At 46.5% G+C, this 23,614-nt stretch carries 25 protein-coding genes and 1 tRNA gene; 12 read left to right on the top strand and 14 right to left on the bottom strand.

What is annotated here, in order from left to right:
• Positions 1-3: 3 nt before the first annotated feature.
• From Q0380_RS09300 to mscL, 5 genes are all read right to left on the bottom strand, one after another.
• On the bottom strand, positions 4-486 hold the full coding sequence (locus Q0380_RS09300) for a prepilin-type N-terminal cleavage/methylation domain-containing protein (protein ID WP_297945110.1): 483 nt from the start codon (positions 484-486) through the stop codon (positions 4-6).
• An 82-nt stretch (positions 487-568) separates the two neighbouring features.
• A complete protein-coding gene (gene asd / locus Q0380_RS09295) occupies positions 569-1,531 on the bottom strand; it encodes an archaetidylserine decarboxylase (protein ID WP_298963504.1) in 963 nt (320 codons plus the stop codon).
• A gap of 108 nt (positions 1,532-1,639) precedes the next feature.
• Positions 1,640-2,767 carry a metallophosphoesterase gene (locus Q0380_RS09290; protein ID WP_298963002.1) on the bottom strand — a complete coding sequence of 376 codons (1,128 nt, stop codon included), beginning with the start codon at positions 2,765-2,767 and terminating at the stop codon, positions 1,640-1,642.
• Between the two features lie 3 nt (positions 2,768-2,770).
• A complete protein-coding gene (locus tag Q0380_RS09285; RefSeq protein ID WP_298063325.1) occupies positions 2,771-3,409 on the bottom strand; it encodes a Crp/Fnr family transcriptional regulator in 639 nt (212 codons plus the stop codon).
• Positions 3,410-3,418: 9 nt separating this feature from the next.
• Positions 3,419-3,823: a large-conductance mechanosensitive channel protein MscL gene (gene mscL, locus Q0380_RS09280; RefSeq protein WP_298962998.1), complete on the bottom strand. Its 405-nt coding sequence runs from the start codon at positions 3,821-3,823 to the stop codon at positions 3,419-3,421.
• A 114-nt stretch (positions 3,824-3,937) separates the two neighbouring features.
• On the opposite strand from mscL, the gene gltX reads away from it, so the two are divergent.
• The 4 genes from gltX (at position 3,938) to Q0380_RS09260 (ending at position 7,686) form a co-directional block, all read left to right on the top strand.
• Complete coding sequence (gene gltX / locus Q0380_RS09275) at positions 3,938-5,245, top strand: glutamate--tRNA ligase (RefSeq protein WP_298962995.1); 1,308 nt, start codon at positions 3,938-3,940, stop codon at positions 5,243-5,245.
• Positions 5,239-5,535: a YggT family protein gene (locus Q0380_RS09270; RefSeq protein ID WP_177387724.1), complete on the top strand. Its 297-nt coding sequence runs from the start codon at positions 5,239-5,241 to the stop codon at positions 5,533-5,535. The genes gltX and Q0380_RS09270 overlap by 7 nt, the downstream gene beginning before the upstream one ends.
• Positions 5,532-7,196: a lytic transglycosylase domain-containing protein gene (locus Q0380_RS09265; protein WP_298962993.1), complete on the top strand. Its 1,665-nt coding sequence runs from the start codon at positions 5,532-5,534 to the stop codon at positions 7,194-7,196. The genes Q0380_RS09270 and Q0380_RS09265 overlap by 4 nt, the downstream gene beginning before the upstream one ends.
• A 247-nt stretch (positions 7,197-7,443) precedes the next feature.
• Entirely contained in the window at positions 7,444-7,686 is a 243-nt protein-coding gene (locus tag Q0380_RS09260) for a hypothetical protein (protein WP_298962992.1), read from the top strand.
• A 386-nt stretch (positions 7,687-8,072) separates the two neighbouring features.
• Here Q0380_RS09260 and Q0380_RS09255 read toward each other — a convergent pair whose 3' ends face one another.
• Entirely contained in the window at positions 8,073-9,029 is a 957-nt protein-coding gene (locus Q0380_RS09255) for a hypothetical protein (protein WP_298962990.1), read from the bottom strand.
• Positions 9,030-9,039: 10 nt separating this feature from the next.
• A complete protein-coding gene (locus Q0380_RS09250; RefSeq protein WP_298962986.1) occupies positions 9,040-9,561 on the bottom strand; it encodes a hypothetical protein in 522 nt (173 codons plus the stop codon).
• A gap of 100 nt (positions 9,562-9,661) precedes the next feature.
• Between Q0380_RS09250 and mobB the strand changes: the two genes are divergently transcribed.
• From mobB to dapE, 5 genes are all read left to right on the top strand, one after another.
• Complete coding sequence (gene mobB / locus Q0380_RS09245; protein ID WP_298962983.1) at positions 9,662-10,150, top strand: molybdopterin-guanine dinucleotide biosynthesis protein B; 489 nt, start codon at positions 9,662-9,664, stop codon at positions 10,148-10,150.
• A 9-nt stretch (positions 10,151-10,159) separates the two neighbouring features.
• Entirely contained in the window at positions 10,160-11,008 is an 849-nt protein-coding gene (locus tag Q0380_RS09240) for a class 1 fructose-bisphosphatase (protein ID WP_298962981.1), read from the top strand.
• Positions 11,008-11,217 (top strand): hypothetical protein, encoded by a 210-nt coding sequence (locus Q0380_RS09235; protein ID WP_298962979.1) that lies wholly within the window; start codon positions 11,008-11,010, stop codon positions 11,215-11,217. The genes Q0380_RS09240 and Q0380_RS09235 overlap by 1 nt, the downstream gene beginning before the upstream one ends.
• Positions 11,218-12,083: 866 nt before the next feature.
• Positions 12,084-12,680 (top strand): LysE family translocator, encoded by a 597-nt coding sequence (locus Q0380_RS09230; protein WP_298962977.1) that lies wholly within the window; start codon positions 12,084-12,086, stop codon positions 12,678-12,680.
• Between the two features lie 15 nt (positions 12,681-12,695).
• Positions 12,696-13,874, top strand: coding sequence for a succinyl-diaminopimelate desuccinylase (gene dapE / locus Q0380_RS09225; protein WP_298962973.1), 1,179 nt, complete (start codon positions 12,696-12,698; stop codon positions 13,872-13,874).
• A gap of 240 nt (positions 13,875-14,114) precedes the next feature.
• On the opposite strand, the gene Q0380_RS09220 is transcribed toward dapE, so the two are convergent.
• Positions 14,115-14,273, bottom strand: a complete 159-nt coding sequence (locus Q0380_RS09220; protein ID WP_298962971.1) for a hypothetical protein — start codon at positions 14,271-14,273, stop codon at positions 14,115-14,117.
• A 22-nt stretch (positions 14,274-14,295) separates the two neighbouring features.
• Here Q0380_RS09220 and Q0380_RS09215 point away from each other — a divergent pair, with 22 nt between their 5' ends.
• The gene (locus Q0380_RS09215) at positions 14,296-14,520 is read left to right on the top strand and encodes a hypothetical protein (protein ID WP_298962969.1); all 225 of its coding nucleotides are present in this window, start codon (positions 14,296-14,298) and stop codon (positions 14,518-14,520) included.
• Positions 14,521-14,937: 417 nt separating this feature from the next.
• Here the strand turns inward: Q0380_RS09215 and Q0380_RS09210 are convergent, their stop codons facing one another.
• From Q0380_RS09210 to Q0380_RS09200, 3 genes are all read right to left on the bottom strand, one after another.
• Positions 14,938-15,501, bottom strand: coding sequence for a methylated-DNA--[protein]-cysteine S-methyltransferase (locus Q0380_RS09210; protein WP_298962967.1), 564 nt, complete (start codon positions 15,499-15,501; stop codon positions 14,938-14,940).
• Between the two features lie 144 nt (positions 15,502-15,645).
• Positions 15,646-17,547: a hypothetical protein gene (locus Q0380_RS09205; protein ID WP_298962965.1), complete on the bottom strand. Its 1,902-nt coding sequence runs from the start codon at positions 17,545-17,547 to the stop codon at positions 15,646-15,648.
• Between the two features lie 25 nt (positions 17,548-17,572).
• A complete protein-coding gene (locus Q0380_RS09200) occupies positions 17,573-18,385 on the bottom strand; it encodes a M23 family metallopeptidase (protein ID WP_298962964.1) in 813 nt (270 codons plus the stop codon).
• Between the two features lie 108 nt (positions 18,386-18,493).
• Here Q0380_RS09200 and Q0380_RS09195 point away from each other — a divergent pair, with 108 nt between their 5' ends.
• Positions 18,494-19,309 carry a lipid-binding SYLF domain-containing protein gene (locus Q0380_RS09195; RefSeq protein WP_005872227.1) on the top strand — a complete coding sequence of 272 codons (816 nt, stop codon included), beginning with the start codon at positions 18,494-18,496 and terminating at the stop codon, positions 19,307-19,309.
• Positions 19,310-19,563: 254 nt separating this feature from the next.
• A tRNA-Lys gene (locus Q0380_RS09190) sits at positions 19,564-19,639 on the top strand.
• Between the two features lie 170 nt (positions 19,640-19,809).
• Here Q0380_RS09190 and Q0380_RS09185 read toward each other — a convergent pair.
• The 3 genes from Q0380_RS09185 to Q0380_RS09175 all read right to left on the bottom strand — a co-directional run bounded on the left by Q0380_RS09185 (position 19,810) and on the right by Q0380_RS09175 (position 23,614).
• Positions 19,810-20,469, bottom strand: a complete 660-nt coding sequence (locus Q0380_RS09185; RefSeq protein WP_298962962.1) for a hypothetical protein — start codon at positions 20,467-20,469, stop codon at positions 19,810-19,812.
• A gap of 87 nt (positions 20,470-20,556) precedes the next feature.
• Positions 20,557-21,330 (bottom strand): hypothetical protein, encoded by a 774-nt coding sequence (locus tag Q0380_RS09180; protein ID WP_298962959.1) that lies wholly within the window; start codon positions 21,328-21,330, stop codon positions 20,557-20,559.
• Positions 21,331-22,303: 973 nt separating this feature from the next.
• Entirely contained in the window at positions 22,304-23,614 is a 1,311-nt protein-coding gene (locus Q0380_RS09175; RefSeq protein WP_298962957.1) for a sugar transferase, read from the bottom strand.

Raw genomic sequence — 23,614 nt, 5'->3', positions numbered from 1 at the left:
TAGCTATTGAGCTAAGGATTGACAAAGAGGCTGTTGATGATTGCAGTCGAACGAACCTACATTAACCGTTGAGCCTGCAGGTCTAGAAGCCGCAGTCGGATAGTAGTTAAAAGTAGTTGATTGACCGGCAACGGTAGCTGTATATGTGGACGTAGCATTAGCATTACCATTTGCAACTAAGCTCCAGCCGTTTCTGCCACCAGCTTTCATTGGATAGATGGGCTGCTGCAAAACACCTTCAAAAAGCGTACCGGCTACATCTGGATTAGCTTCTAGACCAGGCCACGTAGTCACGCCCCTCATCATATTCTCGCTTCTAACTAGCGAAAGTCCGCTTCTAATGGCAGCGATGTCTCCGCGCATCTTAGCGATCGTGGCATCATCGCGCGTAGCGGCTAATCTAGGCACCGCGATGCCCGCCAAAATACCTAAAACGACGATGACGAAAACAAGCTCAATCATCGTAAAAGCTTTTAAATTTTTCATGTTAAATCCTTTGATTTAAAGTGAGATGATTATAGCCAAATTTAAATAAAATTAATTTTAGTTAAAGAAAAAATCCTGCATTTTAAATGGAATTTTGTGAAATTTCATTAAATTCTGCGATTTTTTGTCCGAATTTTACGGACGTATCAGCCGGAGTTTCAAATTTTAAAAACTCGCTTTGCGCTACAAGTACGATCGTCGAGCCCAGCTCGAAATTTCCCAAATGATCGCCCTTTTTAAAGTTTAAATTTTCATATTCGTAAAGCGCTTCAGCTCTACTTGCGCATGCATTCGTTTGTATTCGCGCATCGAAATCAAATCTCATCTTGCCGACGTTTAAGGCACCCACGAAAACCATCCACAAAATCCCGCCGTTACGCATCTTGCACTTTAAAATCACGCGCTCGTTTTTAGCGTAGAGGTTTGGAATTTTAAGTAAAAGCTTCTTCGCCACGCTGTAAAGATCAGCAGGTATGTAAAGCGCCTGCAGCACGCTCAGATCGCACGGCGCGTGATAATGATGATAATCGCGCGGGCTTAGATAGATGTTTGCGTAGCTTAAATTTACGCCCTTTCTATTTTCGCCGCCTTGGGCGTCAATTGCACTCGTTTCGCGGCTCGCACCGCTTTTATCGCTATAAATTTCAGCTTGCACGCCGCTTGCAGAATAATTTACGCCGCTTTCGTCGCTTATGATTTTCGCTTGCGCGGCGCGAAATTTCATCCCTGCGCCGGCATCTTTTGCGCATCCGGTTCCAACCTCGCTGCTCCCGTTCGTAGCAACCGCACCGTCATCTAAATTTTTAACCGCTCCGCCGCTTTCGCTTGCCGTAAACGTCCGCCCCAGCAGCTCGCCAAGGCTATATTCGCAGCCTTTTACGCTAAAAGCTCGCAGATCGGCGCAGTATCCGCTCTCAAAGATCATGCCGTCGCTAGGGCTTATAAAAGCCGTCTTGTCTGCCGCTATCTCTCGCGGACACAGCAAGCGGCGGGTAAAAAGCGCGTTTAGGCTCGCGTAGCTTTGCGGCGGATCAAATTCGCTCATATCGATTTTAAAAAATTCCACATATTTGCGGTTGATAAAATTTTGTATAAATTTAGGAAATTTCACCGCGGCGATAATCCCGAAAATCCTCGAAATAAAACTTCTCATCTATGCCTTTCTAAGCTTAAGCAGCGCGATCTCGGCATCAGCAAAGACCCTTATCGGCGGGCCCCAAAACCCTACGCCGCTGCTTACGTAAATTTGCTTCAGCCCGTCGTTATACAGCCCGTAAAGATACTTCTGGCTAAGCAGCACCAAAAGCGTCCACGGGAAAATTTGCCCCGCGTGCGTGTGCCCGCAGATGCACAGATCGACCTCGTCGCGCACGAAATCCACGACGTATTTTGGCTGATGCGCGAGTAAAATTTTAGGCTTATCGGGATCCACCTGCACTAGCGCAGCGCCGAGATCGGGCTGCATATATCCGAAGCGAAGGCCGCTAAGATCGTGCACGCCCATTAAATTTAGCCCTTCAAATTCCACGCTTTCGTTTTGCAGCACGCGCACGCCCGCTTTTTGCATTGCCGCGATAAGCCCGCTTGCGTCGCCGCGGTAATACTCGTGGTTGCCAGTGACGAAAAAGATAGGCTTTTTGATCGCCTCAAGAGGCTGCAAAATATCCCCGAGCTCATCCGAGCGCAGATCAAACATATCGCCCACGATCAGCAGCGCATCGTAATTTAGTGAGTTTATCTGCGCTACGACGCCTTGCAAAAATTCCTTTTTCAAAAACTCGCCCAGATGCACGTCCGAGATGACGACGAAGCTTAGCTCGCGAGCTAAGTTTTTGATTTTTATTTCGCGCTCGGTGATTTTTGGAATTTTTAGTGCATTATAAAGCCCCTTAAAAATATAGCTAAACGCCATTATTACGAAGGTTATGTCGATAAAGGTTTTTAAAAATTTTCGCCTGTTTTGGCTAAATTTAACTACATGCGCAGCGGCGCTTAGCACATCGTAAGCAAGGCAGATAAAAAAGAGCGAAAAGGACGCTGCCATGCAAAATACGCAAGCTTTATAGAGCAGCTCGTTTTTAAAGCTTCCATTAAGCCCAAAACCCGCAAAAAATATCGCATCTAAAATCGCCAAAGCAACGCAAAGCAAAATCAGGACGGGGCGAAACGTAGCGAAGCCTTTATATGGCGTAAAGCGCGCGCTGATCGATCTGTAGATGTAAAGATTAAAAAACAGAAATAAAACTGTGCCGACGATTGGGAAAATATAGGCGCTTTTCAAACTCTAGCCTTGGATATACTCGTCCAGCTTATCTTTATCAAAGCCCGTGATTTCTTGCTTATCGTCTAAAATTAGCGCGCCGCTCTTTTTAAATTTAGTGATGGTGCGCGAGAAGGTCTCGGGGGTGACATTTAGAATTTTAGCTATTCTGGTGTATTTCGTGCTCATAAAAATATCGAAATTCTCGCTGATAAACTTAGCGATCTTGCCGTCGCAGTTAAGCACGACTTGATTATCAAAGACCGCATTTAGCGCTCGGATCTTCTCAGACATCGATTTTAAAAGCTCCAGGCAAATCTTTGGATCGCTCATAAACTCGTTTTTAAATTTTTCATAATCGATCTTTAGCACCTCACCGTTTGTCGAAAACACGCCGCTTGCAGGATAGCTCGTCTCTTCGAAATTTACCATCTCTGCCACGAGCGAGATGGGGCGGATCTCGCGCATATGGATCTCACGCCCCTTTGCGGAGGTTTTATAGATTTTTAAAATTCCTTTTAGCAGGATTAATAGATACTGCGAGCGCTCGCCCTCGAAAAATAAAATTTCGCCCTTTTTGTAGCTTTTATGGATGCTAATCTGTTCCAAACGATCGATTTGCGCTGCGCTTAGAGCTTTAAAATAAGGAATTCTCTCAAGCATCGCCGTAACCTATTTTTTAAGCAGGTCTCTTATCTCGGTAAGAAGTTTAATCTCTTCGCTAGGCTCGGCAGGTGCGGCAGGCTCCGGCGCAGGCTCGGCGGGCTTTTTAAGCTTATTGATCGCCTTGATCGCGCAGAATATACAAAACGCGATGATTATAAAATCGACCGTTACCTGGATAAACGAGCCGTAGTTTATCGTAACGGCCGGGGTCTGCCCTACCGCTTCTTTCAGCACGATCTTAAGATCTGTAAAATTCATGCCTCCCATAAGAAGTCCTAAAACCGGCATCATGATGTCGCTTACGAGCGAGGTTACGATCTTGCCGAAAGCCCCGCCGATGACGACGCCCACCGCCATATCGATGACGTTGCCTTTCATCGCAAATTCTTTGAATTCCTGAATGAAACTCATATTGTCTCCTTAGATAAGATGCGCCGATATTAGCCTATTTTTGCTTTGTTTTTGCTTTTTATTAGGAAGTAAAAAGTATAATCCCAGCTTAAATTTAAACCCAAAGGACCTAAATTGTATCGCTTCGCTCCGTCGCCCACCGGCGATATGCATATCGGAAATTTACGCGCGGCTATTTTTAACTACATCTGCTCGCTACAAGATAAAAGCGGCTTTATTTTGCGCATCGAGGATACCGACACTGCGCGCAATATCGAAGGCAAAGATCAAGAGATTATCGAAATTTTAAAGCGCTTCGGCATTGAATGGCAGAGCCTGTATTATCAAAGCAAAAATTTAAAATTTCATCAGCAGTTCGCTGCTAAGCTGCTCTCTGAGAAAAAGGCGTTTTGCTGTTTTTGTAGCGAGGAGGAGCTTGAGGCGAAAAAGCAAGCCGCCAAAGACGCAGGCGAGGCGTACCGCTACGACGGGCACTGCGAGCATTTAAGCGACGAAGAGGTGCTTGGCTGCGAGAGGCCCTTTACTATCCGCCTTAAAAAGCCTGATCACGCGCTGGAATTTACCGATGCGATCAAAGGCCGTATCTCATTTGAGCCGCAGAACATCGACAGCTTCGTCATCATGCGCGCGGACAAGACGCCGACCTATAACTTCGCCTGCGCCTGCGACGATATGATGCAGGGCGTGAGCTTCGTAATCCGCGGCGAGGATCACGTCTCAAACACGCCGAAGCAAAACTGGATCCGCCAAAGCCTCGGCTACGACGGCGAGATCAAATACGCGCACCTGCCGATCATATTAAATTCCGAAGGCAAAAAGATGAGCAAGCGCGAAGCTAGCTCCTCGGTAAAATGGCTGCTTCAAAGCGGCTACCTACCCGAGGCGATCGCGAATTATCTGATCCTACTGGGCAACAAAACGCCGCGCGAGGTCTTTAGCATGGATGAGGCGGTGGAGTTTTTCGATATCGCTAAAATTTCAAAAAGCCCGGCGAAATTTGACGAGGACAAACTCGCCTTTATAAACCGCGAGCATATCAAAAAAGCAAGCGAGCAGCGCCTGGCGGAGCTTTTTGAGCTTGAGCCAAAATTTGCTCCTTTGATAAAATTTTACACTCAAGAAGCGAGCCTTATCCCGCAGATCAAAGAGAAGATCGCAGCGATCTACGGCGCGAAAGATATCCCGCAGGAGTGGGCGGCGCAGGCGCAGGCGCTGCGAGAGGCGATCTTAAATTTATTAAGCTCGAACGGCGCACCGGCAGAATTTAATGATTTCAAAGCGGCGCTTTCGCAGGCTACAAGCTTAAAGGGCAAGAGCCTATTTATGCCGCTTAGGTTTTTACTAACCGGCGCGCCGCACGGACCGGAGCTTAGCGAGCTGTATCCGCTGATCCGCGCCGATCTGAAGGAGATCGTATGCTAGCAAACAGCCTGATCTACGGCGCGCTCATCACCCTACACTACGCGCTGCAAGCCTATATGATCGTGATCTTTATCGCATGCGTTTTGAGCTTCATCCGCCCAAATCCGTTCGGTAAATTTTATAAGATCTTCCGCGTCATCTCTGCGCTTACCGAGCCTGCTTTTGCGCTGGTGCGTCGCTATCTGCCTACTACTTTCGGCGGGTTTGATCTTTCGCCGCTTCTTATCCTACTCGTGCTTAACTTCTTTGACAGCGCGATAATCTATATCATCAATAGGACGGTCATTTGAAAATATTTCTGAAATTTAGCCTTGTTTTGGGACTGCTGTGCGCCGTGTCCGGCGGTAAAATTTTAAGCTACGAGGAGATCAAAAACGAGCCCAAATCCCTAGCTAAGGATTATTATATCTATCGCTTGATCGACGAGACGAAATACAACAAAGCGGAGATTAAAATTTTAAAACAGAGTATCTTCCGCTACAAAGGCAAGCTAAAAGATAAGCTCGATAGAATTTTCGGCATCGCCAAAGCTCCTAAGCGTCCGGATCGATGTGCAGGCGTTACCTCCACTAATATTTTAGATGCAAATTTAACCTGCAAAAAGGCGCGCTCCTATCCAAATTTTATCGCCAAGCTAAGCCCGTCGGTGCGCGAGACGCTCGCTTCGCAGCTTGAAAAGTACCAAGACGCGGCTTCGCGAAACGCCGTAAATTTACTGCGCGGATTTAACGACGAAAATCCAAGCGAGTATTTTATGCAAAGTCGCAACGCGCAAAACTACTTTTTATATTACGACTACTTAAAAGGTGCGGGCAAGGACGCTCTGATCGATATCGACGCCGACGCAGCCTTCGTAAGCGAACTGGCTTCGCAAAAAGGCTTCAAAGCGGTTCTCAACGATGCGCTAATCAACCGCAAATACCCACACTTGCGCCGCTCGCTCACGGGCGTCGATCCGTCGGCTGTAGAAAAGGACGTAGCGTTTATGCTGGGCGTAAATGCCGTCATGCAGGGCGACGAAGGGGTGGCGCTTGCATTTTTTAGCCGCGCGGCGGCGAGCTTTGAGAAGCCTCACGATGTGCACAATGCGAAATTTTGGATCTATCTGCTAAGCGGAGATCAAAACGTCTTAAAAGAGCTGGCTGTAAGCGAATACTACAGCCTCTACGCGCTGTACGCCAAAGAGGTCTTGGGAAATAAAAATTTAAACATCATCATCCCAAACCCCGCTAAAAATTCCATCGAAGGCTACGATATCACCGATCCTTTCGCTTGGGTTCGCACAAAAAATAGCGCTGATCGGATGTCACGCCCGCAGCTTTTGGAATTTGCCAAAAAATTCGACACCAAGCAAAGCATCGGCGAGTACTCGTACGTCATGAATAAAGCAAGCGGCGGTAAGGATAACTTCTATCCGACGCCGTTTATGGAGTATATCGGCGACGGCGATAACCGCCGCAAAGCGCTAATTTTAGCGCTCGCTCGCCAAGAGAGCCGCTTTATCCCAAGCGCCGTTTCCACCTCGTATGCGCTTGGGATGATGCAGTTTATGCCGTTTTTGGCTAACGACATCGGCAAAAAACAGCTTGCGATCGCGGGCTTCGATCAAGACGATATGTTCCGCCCCGAGGTCGCTTACCGCTTCGCCAACATCCACATCGACTGGCTGGAGCGTAAAATTTACAGTCCTGTTTTCATCGCATACGCTTACAACGGCGGGCTCGGGCTCGTCAAAAAGATGCTTCAGCGCGGCGATATGTTTAATAAGGGCAAATTTGAGCCGTGGCTTAGCATGGAGCTCGTGCCGTATGCCGAGAGCAGGGACTACGGCAAAAAGGTGCTTGCAAATTTTATCATCTACTCGCAGATCCTCGATCCGCGCGCGAAAGTCTCGGTGCAGCAGGAGCTGCAAGACCTGCTGATACCGAGTAGAAGCGACGACTTTCGCTAAGCCAGCAGCGGGCTTGAAGGATGATTTTAAGAGGCGGCGAGCGAGAAATTTTAAAAGCCGCCGCCTCAAAAGCGCGAAATTTGCCCGCCAAGAGCTTAGACTGGCAGATCAAAACGGCGAAATTTTACCGCACGAGTAGGCAATGCGTTATAAAATCGTGCGGAATTTATTTTGACTTCAGTAGTGAAATTTTATCTCTTGACGCTAACCAAAGGTTATTTCTGCTCTACACGAAAGGCTGCACGCCATGCAAATTATCGCGACCGCAGTTCTCATAGTAGCCGCCGTTTTGTGCGTATCGTCATTGAAAGACGAGAAGAAACGCTCCGCAAATTTAGCGACTTGCCTGTTTTTTATGGCGTTTGCGTATTGCGTACAATTCGGCGCAGGAGACGATAGCTACGTCCGAGCAGGCGGCGCGGCGCTGATAGTCTTTTTTATCTTTGCGCTTGCTTTTTTCGAGCTTTATTTCTGGGGCGACGAGCTTTAAAATCCAAAATTTATTGAAATTTTATCGCGGCGTTTTGTGAGCGATTAAAATTAGCGCCCGAGCATAAAATTTTAAGTAGCGTGAAATCAAATCGGGCACTTTCGGCTATGGAATTTAAACAGATAAGCTATTCGCAGATTACCCGCCGCAAAGGTTGCGGCGAGTTTAATTTAGCCGTTTTTGCGGCCCATTTGCGACGCTTTAAAGCTTTGGATATGCAAGCCGCCGTTTTAAAATTTCGGCAAGTTTTAAATTCTAAATCCGCACCTCTTTGCCACGCCGTTTTAGCTAAATTTAACCGCGCGGCACAGAGCTCGCGAGCGCGGGATGATTTAATTTTACAATCTTAACTCCGCGCGAATACTTTAAATTTAGCGATCAAATTGCTATTTAAAAAGCCCTTTGATCTTGCCGAAAAGCGACTTTTCGCCGCCTGCGGAGGTTGCGTCTTTATGATCTTCTGCGGCGGAATTTTCGCTGCCGCCCTCCATACCATCGCCGCTGCACGGGACAGAATTCTCGCTGCTTGCCTTCATTGCGCCGCCATCCGCCTTCACCACACTGCCGCCGCCCGTCGCATTGGCGCCGCGCAAGGCAAAATTCTCTCCGCCCGTCGTACCGCCTCCGCCTGCCTTATCTCGCTCTATCGCCTCGTCGATCTGCTGCGCGGCGATTTCAGCATAGATCAGCGCGCCCTGCGTATCGCAATTAAAAAGATTTGAAAACGACTCGGAGCTATTCAGATCGATCGGATTGGGCTCAACCACCTCGGTAGCCTCAAGCAGCCCTACTTCAAGCTCCGCAGCCAAATTTAGCGCGTTTAAAAACACGGGCAAATTCTGCGCATAAAACTCATCTATCGCCTCTTTTATCTCGCCGCCCGCCTCATAATCGCGCAATAAATTTTGCACTCCAGCAGCGCCAAGATACGCGCCGCAGCAGTAGTTTTCGATGATCTCGTTGTGAATTTCGCCGCTAAATTCCGCTAAAAATTCCTTCGGCAAAACCTCGCGCCAATCGCTTATGTAGGGTTTAAATTTTGGATTTTGCTCCGCTAAAAAGCTAAACGCCGTGCCGCGCGTGTAAAAATACTCTCTAAAATAGCCCTGCGCCACGGCGAGGTGAAATCCGTGCGTTTTATTAAAAATCCCCTGCGTGACGTACTGCAGCGCCGAGCGGAAGCCGTCCGCGTATTTTTCTACATAAAATTCGTCCATCCCCGCTTCGCGCGCGATTTGGGCGATAGCCTCAAAATCTCCCTTCTGCGCGAGCTTTAGCGGCTTAAAATACCACTGCGAAATTTCATCTTTGCCGATCGCGTGATAGCTTATATCGTAACCCATCTTCTTTCCTTTAATCTTTCAGATCGATCTGCGGATGCCAATACAGCGACTTTGAAATTTTACGAAATTTCATCGTGGCATCCAGATCGTTTGAGGTGCGGTAGCTAAGCACCAGCTCGTCCTTATCGCTCTTAGGCGCGGTGATCTTGTAGCGGCTCGCCCAAGCAATCTTAAAAAGCTCCTTTTGCAAAAGCGGATCGCCGTCGTTCAGCGGCACTACGTTTGCGTTTGTGCCGTTGATCTGTACCGCGCGGATCTGAATCTCTTTAGGATAGGAGGTGAGCAAAAACACCTCGTCCTCCGCGGCGTTTCTAAGCTCGGGCGCGACGGGATTTAGATAGGTCGCCACTGCCAAATAGCGATCGCCCGCGCGCACCGATTCAAATTTTTGCGTGTAGGCAAGAAACTCGTTTTTAAGCGGATCGTGACGGGGATCGTTTGCGGAGCAGGAGTTTAAAAATAGCGCTAGCGCGGCTAAGAGCGAGCCCTTCAGCAGGCCGTTTAGCGCGCCGTTAAAATAAAATTTCTTCATCGATCTTCCTTTGAAATTTTAGGCGCATTTTAACGAATTTTGCTTTTTAAAAGGCTAAATTCGCTACAATCTGCTCATCTTAAAAAGCCGGATTTTAAAAATGAAAAGACTTGTTATCGCATTTTCAGGCCCTTCCAACAGCGGCAAAACGACGCTAATCTGCAAGATCGCTAAAATTTTTATCGCTAGCGGACTACGGACTGCGATCGTAAAGCACGATCCTGGCGATAAGGCGCGCTTCGACGTAGAGGGCAAGGACAGCGCCAAATTTAGCGAGCTCGGCGCCGAAACCGTCGTGATGAGCCCGACGCGGACGAGCTATTTTTCGCAGCGCTGTATGCAGATTGACGAGGTTGTGCGGATGCTAGGCGAGTTTGATATCCTGCTCGTAGAGGGGCTAAAGACGCTGCCGCTGCCGCGCATAAGCCTATTTCGCGACAAGATCGATCCGGCGTATCTGCCATTTTCGGACGCGATCGCTTCAAATTTAAACGGCGAGCAGATGGATAAGTTTTGCCCGGTAAATTTCGACATCGACGACGCTGCGGGTATCAGCGAATGGATCTTAAAAAACGCCAAAAAAATGTAAAGGAATAAAATGCAAGAGATCGTAAAATCAATCCAAAATATCGCGCTACAAATCGCCGAGGAGCTGAAATACGCGGACTTCGGCTACACTGATCATCACAACAGCACGGGCGATACGCAGCTCAAACTCGACGTAAAAAGCGACGCCATAATCGAGGCGGAATTTCGCAAAAATCCGCTCGTACGCGCCCTAATCAGCGAGGAGAAAGAAGAAGTGCTAGAGCTGCGAGAGGACGCGCGCCTAATCGTCGCCTATGATCCGCTTGACGGCTCAAGTTTAGTAGATGTAAATTTCGCCGTGGGCTCGATTTTCGGCATTTACGAGGATCAAATTTCGCCCGCGAACTTAAAAGCAGCGATCTATTGCATCTACGGGCCGCGCCTTGAGATGGTCGTTTGCGAGGACGTGCCGAAGCTCTACCGCCTAAATCGCGAGGGCAAATTTAGCTTCGTAAAAGACTTGCGTCTAAGCGAAAAGGGTAAACTAAACGCCACGGGTGCGACGCAAAAGGGCTGGAGCGAGCCGCACCGAAAGCTCGTGCGGACGCTGTTTGACGAGGGCTACCGCCTGCGATACAGCGGCGCGATGGTAAGCGACCTGCATCAAATTTTATTAAAAGGCGGCGGGCTTTTCAGCTACCCCGCTACCAGCGATCATCCGCGCGGCAAGCTTCGCGTAACCTTCGAAGTGCTGCCGTTTGCGTTCATCTTCGAGCGCGCGGGAGGCGCCACCAGCGACGGTGCAAACGGCTCGCTTTTGCAGCTAAAAATCGAAAAGATCCACCAAAGCACCCCTTGCTTTTTCGGCTCGAAGTATGAGATCGCGAAGATGCATGAAATTTACGGCGGGAAAAACTGATGGCTGATACTGAAAGTACCGCGCCACGCGACGTTTACGACGAAATTTTGGATAAAAGCTTAGCCGCGCTGCAGGCGTGCCAGGCAGAGCACAACCTCACCAGCTGCCTGGAGTGCGAGAAGTTGCTAGATTGCGCGGTGCGCGACAAATACGTCAAGGCGGTTTATGAGAGCATGTCGCACGGCGCGACGGGGGATTTTTCGTTTTAAATTTAGCTATTGCGATCGCGGAATTTTACGAAGCAGACTGCTTAAAGCTCTTGCGGCGCAGGATTTTCACGAAGATGGCTGCGGCGCGGAATTCGCTCTGCGGCGTAAATTTAATCCATCGGCGCGCAGGTTCTTGCTTTGCAGTGTAAAATTTGCTCCGCTGCGAAACGATAAAATTTACGGTGCGTTTAGCCTTGCGGCGAGATCTGCTCTGCGGTGCGTCTGTTTTGCGTGTAGGTTTCGGCGGGCCGATAAAATTTAAAATGAGGGCGCGGCTAAATTTAAAGCGCACATACGGTTAATTCGGCACGCGGCTAATTGAAACGGATAAACGTTGATCTCGGGCTCCGCGGTCGGATCTTTAAAATTTACGGATAAAATTTTAAGATGCGAAATTTCGCTTCGCAAAATTTTATCTGCAATCATGAGCCGTTTATGAGCGCGGATACGCGAATGTTCGAAATTCCGCAAAGCAAAATTTCGGCGAGCTAAATTTTACCGCCGCGATCTTTAAATTTACGCGATTAAAATTACCGACTTGCGCGAGCCGTCGTTCGCCACCGATCTTTTGCCGGTTTAATTTTGCCTTGCGAAATTTGACTCGCAAATTTAGCGACGCGGCGAGACGGCGGATTTTGCTTCGCAAAATTCGAGCCGTAAATTTAAGCTGCAAATTTAAACCGCGATCCGTGCGTTAAAATTTAAAAGCTAAATTTAAAAACCAATCGGCGGTCGCGCAAAATTTTGGGATTAATCCATTCGCGAAGCTGTGCGCCATCGACCTATTCGTAAAGCCGCGTCCATAGGTTTTTTCGCAGCGCCGTACGCCGAAATTTTATAGCAGATTTGGGGAGTACAAGCAGAGGATGCAGCCATTCGTACAAGGGGTTTTGTTGGGGCTGGGCGTTAGCGTGCCGATCGGCCCGGTAAACGTGCTGATAATGTCCTACGCGCTGCGAAGCTACACCAAGGCGCTGTGCCTGGGCCTCGGCGCCATGAGCGCTGACATGCTCTATCTGGCGCTATCGGCGTTGGGCATATCGCAATTAGCCAAAATCCCGATCGTTTTTACCTGCATATCGGTATTTGGCGCATGCTTTTTGCTCTACACGGCGTACGCGATCTGGCAAGGCGCGACTCGCTCGGTGCGGCCTACAAGCGTCGAGGCTTGCTCGGGCGCGGCGCTTTACGGCGAAGGCTTTTTAATAAATTTACTAAATCCATACGTCATTATGTTTTGGCTCAGCGTATCTGCCGGCACCGCGCGAGCAGATTTCGCGCTTGCTCTTGCGGGGCTTGCAAGCGGAATTTTAGCTTGGATCACGCTTTTTCCGCTTGCGATATATCTAGCCCGCAGCAAGCTTCCAAACATTGTAGTGCGAGCATTTGCATATATCTCGGCGTTTATTTTGGTATTTTTTGCACTAAAGCTTTTATACGCTATAATTTTTGCTAAAATTTAAACCAAAGGATGGCTTATGAAACCGATTGAAATTCTAAAAGAGCTCATCAAATTCCGCTCGCTCACGCCTAGCGACGATGGAGCTTTTAACTACGTCTCGATGCTGCTGGCAGACTTTAGCGAGGATAGATTTGAGCTAAACGGCGTAACTAACGCGATTTTTACCAAACGCTTCGGACAGGGTCCGCATCTGTGCTTTGCCGGACACATCGACGTAGTCCCGCCGGGCGAGGGTTGGGCGAGCGATCCGTTTAAGCCGGTGGAAGCGGAGGGCTTTTTATACGGGCGCGGCGCGCAGGATATGAAAAGCGGCATCGCAGCGGCGATCTGCGCGCTAGCGGCGGCACACGATTTTAAGGGCACGCTGAGCCTACTGCTAACCAGCGATGAGGAGGGTGACGGCATCTACGGCACGCGCGAAATGCTTTCTAAATTGCGCGAGCAAGGTGCCCTACCCGACTTCGCAGTCGTTGCGGAGCCTACATGCGAAGTGCGCTTCGGAGATACCATTAAGATCGGCCGTCGCGGCTCGATTAACGGCGTACTCACACTCACGGGTATCGGCGGGCACGCAGCCTACCCAGATAAATGCATCAATCCTGTCCATATTTTAGCGCCGGTGCTTGTAAGTCTTGCGGGGCATGATCTGGATGCTGGTAGCGATGATTTCGCTCCAACCAAGATAGTCATCACCGACATTCGCGGCGGTTCGCAGGTAGTAAACGTAACGCCCAAGGACGTACGCGTGATGTTTAACGTCCGCGGCGGCGTAGGGCTGGGGCTAAAAGACGTGCGAGACTACGTACTGAGGTTATTTGAGCTAGATGCAAAAGACGCGCTGTGCAGCGAAAGCGAATCCTGCGGCAAGCTAGAAATGAGCTGCACCGCGCAGCTGCGAGCAGGCGCGTCGCTACACCTTGCGCTAAAAAGCTCCTCAAAGCCTTTTTTAACTAAGCGAAGCTCCATAATCGTGCAAAAACTAAGCGCTAGCGTGCAGCGGATCTGCGGCGCAGCAGCCGAGCTAAACACCGCAGGCGGCACGAGCGATGCGAGATACTTCGCGGAGTTTGGCGTGGAGACGGCGGAATTTGGCGTGCGAAACGACACGATCCATCAGATCAACGAACGAGTAGAGATTAGCGACGTCGAAAATTTAACTAAAATTTTTAGCGATCTGATAGAAAATTTTGGCTAATTTAGGAATTTGGCAAAGCTGCGTAGATTTTCTGCGTTCTGCCAAGCTTCGCCAAATTTGCCAGGGTTTTCGCTCGTAGTTGCTTGGCAAATTTTATCTTTACCGTGCGTATTGCGTAGAAATTTTGCCCTGCTACGCCGCTTTTGCTAAGAATTTTATCTACAGCACGCTCGCCGCTTTTACAATTACTTTGCTATGCAACGTCGATTTCGCAAGAAGCCTTAGCAAAACGACACCACCTCAAAGGCGAGCTTCGCCGACGAACGCTACCGCTACTAGGAATTTTTTAAAAGAATACTGCTTTTGCGCGAATTTCAGCAAATAGCGCGATCTTTGCGCAAAATTCATCTCGCTCTCTTTGCGTAGAATTTCATCTTCGCCAGGTGTCTCTAGCAGCATACTGCTGTACTTTGCCGCCTCCGTGAAAAATTTTATCTTTGACGTGCCCGCTGCTTACGCAAGAAGCTTGGCTAAGACAATGCCGTTTCTGCTGGGATACCGCCTGCTTCGTGGGTTTATAGAATTTTACTTAGTCACGTTGCCGCTGAGAGGAATTCCGCCTCGCTCTACCGCCTCTGCGGGAATTTTACCCTACCTCGGCAAGCGCGATTTAAGAATTTTACTTTGCTTTGATACGGCGATGTGAAATTTTGCCCGTACGGCGCGGCAGCATAGAATTTTTAGCCTCTGCAAAACTCCGCGACAAAACCTTGCTTCCTTGCCTATTTTCACGAAAGGGACTCAAAATTTTGCTGCCTTACGCGCTGCTACACTAAATGCACGCAAGATGAAAATTTATCGAAGGATTTCAGAGCGTAATTTCGCGAGGCTAAATTTTATCACTACGAAAAATTTCAACCGCTCATAGCAGGCGTCTAAGGCGTGATAAATTTAAAATTAGGGCTTTAAGTCAGCATAGCAAGTTTCGCTTCTTGCAAAATTTTAACTGCCTTGGTCGCCGCAAAACTAGAAATTTACAAAATCGCTTTATGAAATTTCGCAGCGTCGCGCGGTAAAATTTTAAAATAAGCGCCCGAGTGGCAAGGCAGAATTTAATCGAATTTTACTTGCCGAATTTGGCTAGGCTTTCTCTTTCAAAGTTTAGCAGCCACGCTTTGGTCGCTACGCCGCCCGCGCCGCTGTATCCTCCGAGCCCGCCCGAAGCTACGACGCGGTGGCACGGCACGATGATAGGGATTTTGTTTTTGCCGTTTGCGCCGCCTACTGCGCGACTTGCGTGCGGTCTGCCGATAGCCGCAGCTAGCTCGCCGTATGTCACGACCTCGCCGTAAGGGATCTCTAAAAGCGCGCTCCACACGGACTTTTGAAACTGCGTGCCATTTTGGCTCAGTTTAACGCTAAAGCTCTCAAGCTCGCCCCTAAAATAGGCGCTAAGCTCGTCGGTGCAAAGAGCCAAATTCTTTCTTAAATCACTAAGCTTTAAATCGCGTCCTTTATCATCCGTAGCACACACAAAGCCCAATTTAGGCTCTGCGTCGTGTTTTTTAAAGATCTCATCATTGGGCCCGCAGACAGAGCTTTTGACCCAGTCGATACTGCAGATCCCGATCTCGTCATCACAAATTTCAAGCATTCCAATAGGCGAATTAAAAAAGGCTTTTTGCATCTCAATCCTTTCAAATTTTTACTGGTTTGATCAAAAAATTTTAAAAAGCGCTTGCTGCCAGTGCAAGCTAAAGCTCGAAAACGATGGAATTTCATGCGGTAACGCAAAATTTTAAAAATTTATACGCAAAGCATCGCAAAGCTTCTACTCAAACCGTACGATGTTTACCAAAACCCCGTCGAAAACGTCCTGCTTAAAGAGTTTGATCTCGCGCACGATATCTGCGTTATCATCGTCGATGACGCCGTTTTTGACGAGGCTGTCCTCGATGAGCTTAAAGATAAAGGCGTGGTTGCTGACGTCGGAGATACCGCTTTTAAAGCCCATTTCAAGGCGCACCGGCACGCCTATGTGCACGCCGCGCAGGTCCTTGGCGATGTAAAGATCGGCGATCGTGCGCACCATTTTTTTCGCCATTTGGTAGCTCGCCGTGGACGATAAAATATCATTAAGACCGAAATTCTCCATCAAAAGCGGAATACGAACGCGCGCCAAAACCCCTTCGCCAGGCTCGCTCGCGCTCTTTTTCAAAAACGAAATTTTAATCCTATACGCGATGCCTATGAAGCGCGGCTTAAGCTCGATGAGCCTAGCTCTAGGCGCTTGCGGTAGCGAGATAGGACGCGAAGCGCTTGCAATAGGCAGAGCCTGCGGACGCTCTCGAAGGCTCGCGCGCTCTTTCGTAGGCGCTTTGCGCGCAGGCTTGTCATAGAAATTTACGGGCTTAGTCGCAAAAGTTGATTCGCTCGCAAAAGCAGCAAACGCGGGCTCATCACCAAGCGCCCCCTCCGCCATAGAAGAAGCAACCGTAGAATTCTCACCCGTTAACGCGGGCTGCGCTGATTGCTCAAATTCGGGCGCAAATTTATTTCCCGCTTGCGGCGGCAAATTTAAAGGGCGCCGCTCTTGTGCAGAGATTTTCTGCTCTAAATTTTGCCCGGCGGAATTTTCGGGCGCGTAATTTTGCCCTTTTGCCAAAAACATTGAATTCTCACCGACGCAATTCTCATCTTGAGGCGCGAATTCCGAGGCATTTTCTAAGGCAAAATTTGCGGCACGGCGGCTAGCGAAATTAGCGCTTTGCCCCTTGGAAAACTCGGAGCCTTGAGGCCCACAATCATTTGTGCACTTTATATCAAGCGCAGAATTTACGAAAGTGGAATTTTTTGATGCATAGCCTTGCGCCGTAGAATTTTTACTTCGTAAGTCCGCGCCCTGCTCTGCTACAAACGAATTTTCAGCCGTAAAATTCTCTGCTTGCGCCATAAAATTAGAATTTTGCGCCTCAAATACGAAATCTTTCGCAGACGCAGAGCTTTGCGCAGAAGCAAAATTTCGCGATGCAGGAATGAAGCTTTGCCCTTTGGCAGAATTCGCAGGCGCAGAGCTTTGCGGCATAAAATTTTTACTCCTCGCATTTTCGCTCTCTTCGAAACTAGCAGCAAGCCCCACGCTCATATCATCCTGCGCAGCGTCATTTTGCGAAATTAAATTCTCGCGCGTCGTATCCCACGCGGTATCTGCGCAAAATTCCGCCCGAGCTGCGCCATAAAATTCTGCTTGCGAAACATCTTGAAATTCTGCCCTAGAAGTAAAGCCTTGCGCGCTCTGAGCGCTGCGCGCAGAAAAATCTCGCTCGCCGCACCTTGCATTTGTGGCATACGAAGTCTTTGCCAAGCTGCCGCCAGCCTCGGGCAAAACCGCGCCCGAATCTCCGCCGCAAAAGCTACCAAAATCGAAGGCGTCGCCAAACTCTGCATAGCCATCTGCCGCGCGGAGACGATCTGCGCGGGCTTTCTTTTTGGGCGTAGAAGGGAGCGTGAGCCTACCTGCAAGCTCGCGTCCGCCGGAGTTTAAAATCCCAAAAATTCTAGCTCTAAAACGCTCGAACTGCTCGCCACTGAGCGAAATTTTGTCGTTTAGGCTCTGCACGCCGAAGTCTGCAGCGGTAAAATTTACGATCGCTCCGTCCCTACTCGCGACGCGTACGCGGCCTTTGACCGAGCCTTTTAGCTTAAAATCGCTGCCTGCGAGAATTTTTTTCATCAACTCCTTCGGATTGTAGGGCATTTTAGCGCTCGCCAAAAACCACTTCATTAAATTTAGCGACGAAGCTTAGCGGATTGACGCTCACGCCGTTGATCGCGATGCCGAAGTGCAGATGCGGGCCGCTGACTCTACCGCTCTCGCCCGAAAGTGCGATTTCATCGCCTTTGTGAACGTGATCGCCAAGCGCCACTTTGATCTCGCTTAGATGATAGTACTGCGAATAGATGCCGCCGCCGTGATCGATCACAACCGAACCGCCGGCGTAGTAGCGGTCTTTGGCGATGACTACGACGCCGTCATTGGCGGCGCGCACCGCAGTGCCTACTGCGGCGCGATAATCGGTGCCGCTGTGATAGCTTTTAAGCTCGCCATTAAAGGTGCGGGCATTGCCGAATGCAGAGGTTATTTTGGAGTTTAAAGGCAGCTCAAACGGCGTGGAAAAAAGATAGCGCGGCGTGGTAATCGCATAGATCGCGTTGGCTTCGTCGAGCTCTTTTTTGATACGCGCGGCGGCTTCTTTGGGCGGTTTAACTTTGCCAGGAGCGACGCTTAAGGTCTCTTTTTTGTACTCGCCCTTTTTCAAAGCGACGATCTGCTCGCGGCTGCCGCTTTGATCTACTATTCGCAGTGAGAAATCTCCCTTAGCACGGTAATTCGCTGCTAAAACGGCGATTTTATCGCTAGAATTTGGAGCCGTGATGAGAGGAATTTGCTTTAAGCCAAAGCTCAACTCGGTTGTGCTTTTATCTAATTTTAAGATAATAACATCACCATTTACTATGTCTAAAGCGAAAATTTTGATCGTCAAAAGTGCAAAAATAGCTAGAAATTTCATAAATTTTCCAAAATTCGTTATTTTTCATCAATTTTTTGTTAAAAATTAGCTAAAACAAATGAAATTGCTGTTATAATAACGAAAATTCAATTTTAAAAGGATTAAATGATGAAAAAGTTTTTGCTTCTAGCATCTGTTGCACTTTGCGGTCTTTTGCACGCGGACGTCGTGGCAAATCAAGAGGTTATAGCAGCGACTAACGTTGTTAGATCTTTCGTAGCGGCTAATAACTTCGGCACCGATGAGCGCTATCTAACCAGCGCCAAAGCCGTCGCAATCCTAACCGACGTAAAACGTTTAGCTGCGGGCGCATCGCTGCAGTACGGCGATGGAATTTTTAGCGTCAAAGGCGAGAATGGTGAGTGGAGTTCGCCGATTTTTATCAAATATAAAGGCTATGGCGTAGGCTTACAAGCAGGCTATGAGACGAGCGACATCGTGATGATCTTTCATACTACGAAGTCATATCAAGACATTTTTACTGGCACAGATACCCTTGAGATCAATGTAGGTGCTGCGGCTGGCGGCGTAGGTAGAAGAACTGGTCGAGCAACTGATCTGCCTGATATTTCTGCATGGATGGTAAGCCCGGGCGAGCAAACAGGCGTCTACCTAGGCGTATCGATTGACAACGGCAGAATCACTATCGACGATCAACTAACTAACGACTTCTATGAGAGAATTTACGACTATGAGGACATCTTAAATGACTCTCCGCGCGCGAATAAATACGCAAAAAGATGGAAAGAAGTGATGAGGAAGTATTTCACAAACGGCGAGAAATACGGTGCTAGCAGCAGTGCGGCGATACCTGTAAATCACGTGCAGAAAAAATATCCTGACGGTAAGCCGATCATCTCAAACCGCTCTCCTAGAACTCATGCTAAGGCTACGCGAAGCAAAAAGGCTAAAAAAGCAAAATAAATTATCGAGTTAAGCCCCGCTTATGGGGCTTCTTGTTTTGGACTTTGCGTTGAGTTTGCGCAAGAGCGCCTAGATGTGAAATCGAAGTGCATAGGTTATTTTAAAAAGATTTATTGGTTCTTTACTAAAGTATTTATTTAATTTTTATGAGTTATTAGGTATATAAAGACCGAATAAAATTTTATGAAATTTAACGAAATTTTTATAAAATTTAATCAGTTTTTTATATTTTTATCACTACAATTATAGTTCTTGTCTCGTTAGCTCAGTTGGTAGAGCATCTGACTCTTAATCAGGCGGCCGTAGGTTCGAATCCTACACGGGACACCATCTATCAAATTTTACCTCTATTTTTAGTTTTTTGATTTTTTTGAAAGCCCTACACTACAGCTTTTTCAAATTTTTTCAAAAAAATTTCAAATGCTAAAAACGCTAGATTATACAGGCGGTTTAAGAGAAACTACTATATATTAAAAAATATATAGTAGCTCTTAAGCTTGTTAAACTCTTTGGAAACTTTTATAATTTGTCCTACCATTTTCATATCCACCTATTAGTAAATCGCCGCCGCCTTTACCCATTAGCGTATCATCGCCATATCCGCCGAATAAAACATCGTCTTTGTAGTCGCCTGTTAAAAGTCCGCTTGGAGTTACGCCATAAGGGAAAAATGACGACGATAAAGGTCTTGCATAGACTGTTTTATCGGGCATTGTTACTTTTAGAATACCTTTTTGCAAAGCGTTCATATCAATATCTGATAGTCCGTCGCCCGTTATTTTGTCCCATAAATTTTGTACCTGTTTACGTAAATCAAATATGCCACTATCTTTTCCGTCCAACTTATCTAATAAATTTCCTATGTCATACCATAATGTTATCCAACCGACAACAGGGATAAATTTAGTAATTGCAATAAGCCCGAAATCCACAGCTGCGCCCACGACAGTATGACCGAAGCTTTGACCGTCAGCTATATCATCGACTATACCAGCCAAAGCTTTACCAATTCCTGCATATCCTGGTTTTTTACCCAATTCATCTAATTGTGCTTTTGTATATTTTTTGCCATTTATCTCAACATATTTTTCTAATCCAGTAAATGACATATCGGCACCAGAAAGTGCATCTTTCAATAATTCAGTTAATTGTCTAACCAAATCAATATTTTTTCTAAGTCTTACTTCTGCTTTGTCTAATTCTTGTTTAGCAACTAATTCTCTACTTATGTTTTTCTCCTTTTTAGGTTAAAATTTCTTTTCAACCAAATTTAAATTTATATGTTTCTTATCAGAAAAATATTTTTGTAAATCTAAATAATCTTGCTTATGAATTATATAAACCATATGAAATTTATCTTTAAGAATATCTAAACTAGACCTTCCTTTGCATATGAGTTCTCCATAATCAAATATAAAAGCAGGAAATAATGTAAAATCTTTCAAATTTCCGCCTAAAATCAAATGAAAAATAAGTTTAAACAAACAATTTAAAAGTAAATAAATGACATAATAGGCGATAAGATAATGAACCATTTTTACTAATGCAACCATAAAAAATATAAGTAGATTAAAAACAATAATTCCAATTAGCGATGATGGCGTAAGCAATCTAAATGTCCTTACTACAGGTTCTAAATCAACCAAATTCTTAACCCTTTTTGTTTCGCCATTTATGATAAATTCTATCGTTTTATTTGTGAATTTTGTTTCGCATTTGTTTTTAATAATGTAATAATAAAATGTAGCGACGATATGCAAAACGCCAATTCCAAAAAAAGCCCATAGAAAAATATTGCTAACATTTGTAATCCCCATATAATCAGCATAAACCAATAAAACAAGCACCGTTCCGCAATGAGAAAAAAAGAATAAATTTGAAAGAAAAAATTCATAAGGATTTTTAATTACTATCGGCTCTTTGTCGTAGTCTCTTTGATTGAAATCGCTTAAATTTGCGTTTTTGTTTGAGTTTAAATCCCGTTTTTTAACATTTTTATTCCAGTTTTCAAAATTTTCCAAATTTTATCCTTCCATTTTTTTGCTTTTCTCGTCATTGCGGGTAAACTTTGCAAGCGAAGCAATCTGTCGACAGTGAATGTTATAAAAATCTCAGTCCTTTTCTCGCCTTGATTTGGTTGTTTTTACGAATTCTATATCCACCTTACTTAAGTAGCTATAAATTCCCCGTGAGTCTTTAGCCGCTTCACTTACTCCAGCCCATTCGTAGATCAGCTCATCGATAAGAGAAGCCTTAGAGCCTTACTTTACGGTGTTAGAATTCTCGTCTATCGATATCTCTTTATAGTTTAGATCAATGCTTTTGATATTATTATTCGCAAGTGAGCTTAATTCTCCTTCGTCGGTAATGCCGTTAGAATTCTTATCCTTCCAAATTCTAAGCTTATTAAATATCTCGTTCTTTTCATCTATTACGTTATCGCCATTTAGATCATAGGATTTTAGGGCTCCATAGCCGTTGGTCGCTTTTTTATCTGTGTATCCGTAAGAGGTATTTTAAATAGTATGATTTCCGAATAGTTCATTTCCATTGTCTATTTTACCGGACACCATCCCCCTATCCCTCAAACAGATCAAAATTTTATCTGTCTTGTAAAAATTTTACGTCGTAGTATTCGTGCAGAAGCGGAAAGCGGCAGTAAATTTTATCGGGTAGCGCCCTTTTTTATGTGCTTAAGCAATACGATTTGTGCTAATAATTTTCCCGCGATACTACACAATCTTGGTCGTCTGCATTAAAGCATACCATTTTTGCATAGTCTTATTTTACGCAAGCATGCGATGAAATTTCAAAATTTCAAATTTTGCGCCGCAAATTCCTAGCTATTGCCGCGCGCTCGCATTGTTTGTGTATATGTATTTTAATCGTGGCGAAATTGAAACCCGGGCGATTCCAATATCTCGATCGAAGCGCCGTATTAAATTTAAAATTTATCTCAAAAGAAAGAACCTGCCTTAAGGATTCGATAACCGATCAGCTTGCCCCTTCACGTGCTAAAACGACTTTGAAGGTTTTTAAAATAATGACGATGTCGTTCCAGATCGACCAGTTTTTCATATACCACGTATCCATGCCCGCCCTGGTCGCAAAATCCACATCGCTGCGCCCGCTCACCTGCCAAAGCCCCGTGATACCGGGCTTGACGGCGAGTATGAGATCAGCGTATTCGCCCATATCTTTGCGCTCGTATTGCGCGCACGGGCGAGGGCCTACGATGCTCATTTCGCCCTTTAGGACGTTGATCAGCTGCGGAAGCTCATCTAACGAACTTTTGCGCAAAAAATCGCCCAGCTTCGTGATGCGCGGATCGTGCTCGTATTTGTGATATTTTTCAAAATACTCCACCTCTTGCGGATTTTGCTTTAGGTACTGAGATAAAATTTCATCGCCGTTTTCTTTCATCGAGCGAAATTTCAGACACCCAAACGGCTTGCCGCCAAATCCCATCCTTTGATGCGAAAAAAATATGCGCCCCGCGGGCTCTTTTAGCTTCATCATTAGCGCGATTATGCCAAAAATCGGCACCAGCAAAGGAAGTGCTAAGAAAATTAGCGCTAAATCAAGCCCGCGTTTAAGAGCTAAATTTAAAGGGCTTTTCAAAGAATTTCGTATCGCAAAGAGGCTGGTGCGCGAAGCAAAAACGCTGTAAATATCCGTCTGCGTGAAATCATATGAGCGTAACACGGGGGTGAATAAAATTTCTTTGTTTTTTCTGATATTATGCTCGATAAGCTCATTCAAGGCTTTCGCATCAAGCCTGCTTCCTCCTATAAACAACACGTCGTAATCGCCGCCAAGAGCTCTAACATATCCTAAATACGCGCTTTCTAAGACGGCGCTCTCAAACTCCTCGCCCTCGCCTAAAATTTTCGCCCTCTTTCGCCATAATCCAAATTTAAAAAGCTTCTTTTTCGTTACGAGCTTAAAAAGCGGCAAAACCACCGCCATAAAGGCAAAGCTCAAAATAAAGCTGGCGCGCGAAAATTCGTAATTGACTTTGATTAAAGCAAGTAGCGCTAGGCTTAGCAAAAGCCCCAAGAAGCAGCTTTTTACTAAAATTCTACTCTCGTGCCAAAAATCATATCGCCTCGAATAGATCCCCTGATAGAAAAATAGAAATATCATTATGACGTAGGACGGCGCGAAGCCCTGATACCTGCCGATATCCAGCAGCACGCTATCGCCATAGAGCAGATTTTTAAGCACCACGGCAAGCCCGAAGCAAAGCCAGATGCCGAAAATATCAACTGCCAAGATTATCAAAACACAGAGTTGCTTTTTCAT

Origin of the sequence: uncultured Campylobacter sp., assembly GCF_937959485.1 — a bacterium.
GTDB lineage: Bacteria > Campylobacterota > Campylobacteria > Campylobacterales > Campylobacteraceae > Campylobacter_B.
This window is presented reverse-complemented; position numbering and strand designations above follow the sequence as displayed.

Excerpts from the sequence above, each read along its gene's own strand:
- Q0380_RS09300 (WP_297945110.1), bottom strand. The coding sequence starts at position 486 with ATGAAAAATTTAAAAGCTTTTACGATGATTGAGCTTGTTTTCGTCATC.
- asd (WP_298963504.1), bottom strand. The coding sequence starts at position 1,531 with ATGAGCGAATTTGATCCGCCGCAAAGCTACGCGAGCCTAAACGCGCTT.
- Q0380_RS09285 (WP_298063325.1), bottom strand. The coding sequence starts at position 3,409 with ATGCTTGAGAGAATTCCTTATTTTAAAGCTCTAAGCGCAGCGCAAATC.
- mscL (WP_298962998.1), bottom strand. The coding sequence starts at position 3,823 with ATGAGTTTCATTCAGGAATTCAAAGAATTTGCGATGAAAGGCAACGTC.
- Q0380_RS09270 (WP_177387724.1), top strand. The coding sequence starts at position 5,239 with ATGCTAGCAAACAGCCTGATCTACGGCGCGCTCATCACCCTACACTAC.
- Q0380_RS09260 (WP_298962992.1), top strand. The coding sequence starts at position 7,444 with ATGCAAATTATCGCGACCGCAGTTCTCATAGTAGCCGCCGTTTTGTGC.
- Q0380_RS09255 (WP_298962990.1), bottom strand. The coding sequence starts at position 9,029 with ATGGGTTACGATATAAGCTATCACGCGATCGGCAAAGATGAAATTTCG.
- Q0380_RS09250 (WP_298962986.1), bottom strand. The coding sequence starts at position 9,561 with ATGAAGAAATTTTATTTTAACGGCGCGCTAAACGGCCTGCTGAAGGGC.
- mobB (WP_298962983.1), top strand. The coding sequence starts at position 9,662 with ATGAAAAGACTTGTTATCGCATTTTCAGGCCCTTCCAACAGCGGCAAA.
- Q0380_RS09240 (WP_298962981.1), top strand. The coding sequence starts at position 10,160 with ATGCAAGAGATCGTAAAATCAATCCAAAATATCGCGCTACAAATCGCC.
- Q0380_RS09235 (WP_298962979.1), top strand. The coding sequence starts at position 11,008 with ATGGCTGATACTGAAAGTACCGCGCCACGCGACGTTTACGACGAAATT.
- Q0380_RS09230 (WP_298962977.1), top strand. The coding sequence starts at position 12,084 with ATGCAGCCATTCGTACAAGGGGTTTTGTTGGGGCTGGGCGTTAGCGTG.
- dapE (WP_298962973.1), top strand. The coding sequence starts at position 12,696 with ATGAAACCGATTGAAATTCTAAAAGAGCTCATCAAATTCCGCTCGCTC.
- Q0380_RS09220 (WP_298962971.1), bottom strand. The coding sequence starts at position 14,273 with ATGCTGCTAGAGACACCTGGCGAAGATGAAATTCTACGCAAAGAGAGC.
- Q0380_RS09210 (WP_298962967.1), bottom strand. The coding sequence starts at position 15,501 with ATGCAAAAAGCCTTTTTTAATTCGCCTATTGGAATGCTTGAAATTTGT.
- Q0380_RS09205 (WP_298962965.1), bottom strand. The coding sequence starts at position 17,547 with ATGAAAAAAATTCTCGCAGGCAGCGATTTTAAGCTAAAAGGCTCGGTC.
- Q0380_RS09200 (WP_298962964.1), bottom strand. The coding sequence starts at position 18,385 with ATGAAATTTCTAGCTATTTTTGCACTTTTGACGATCAAAATTTTCGCT.
- Q0380_RS09195 (WP_005872227.1), top strand. The coding sequence starts at position 18,494 with ATGAAAAAGTTTTTGCTTCTAGCATCTGTTGCACTTTGCGGTCTTTTG.
- Q0380_RS09175 (WP_298962957.1), bottom strand. The coding sequence starts at position 23,614 with ATGAAAAAGCAACTCTGTGTTTTGATAATCTTGGCAGTTGATATTTTC.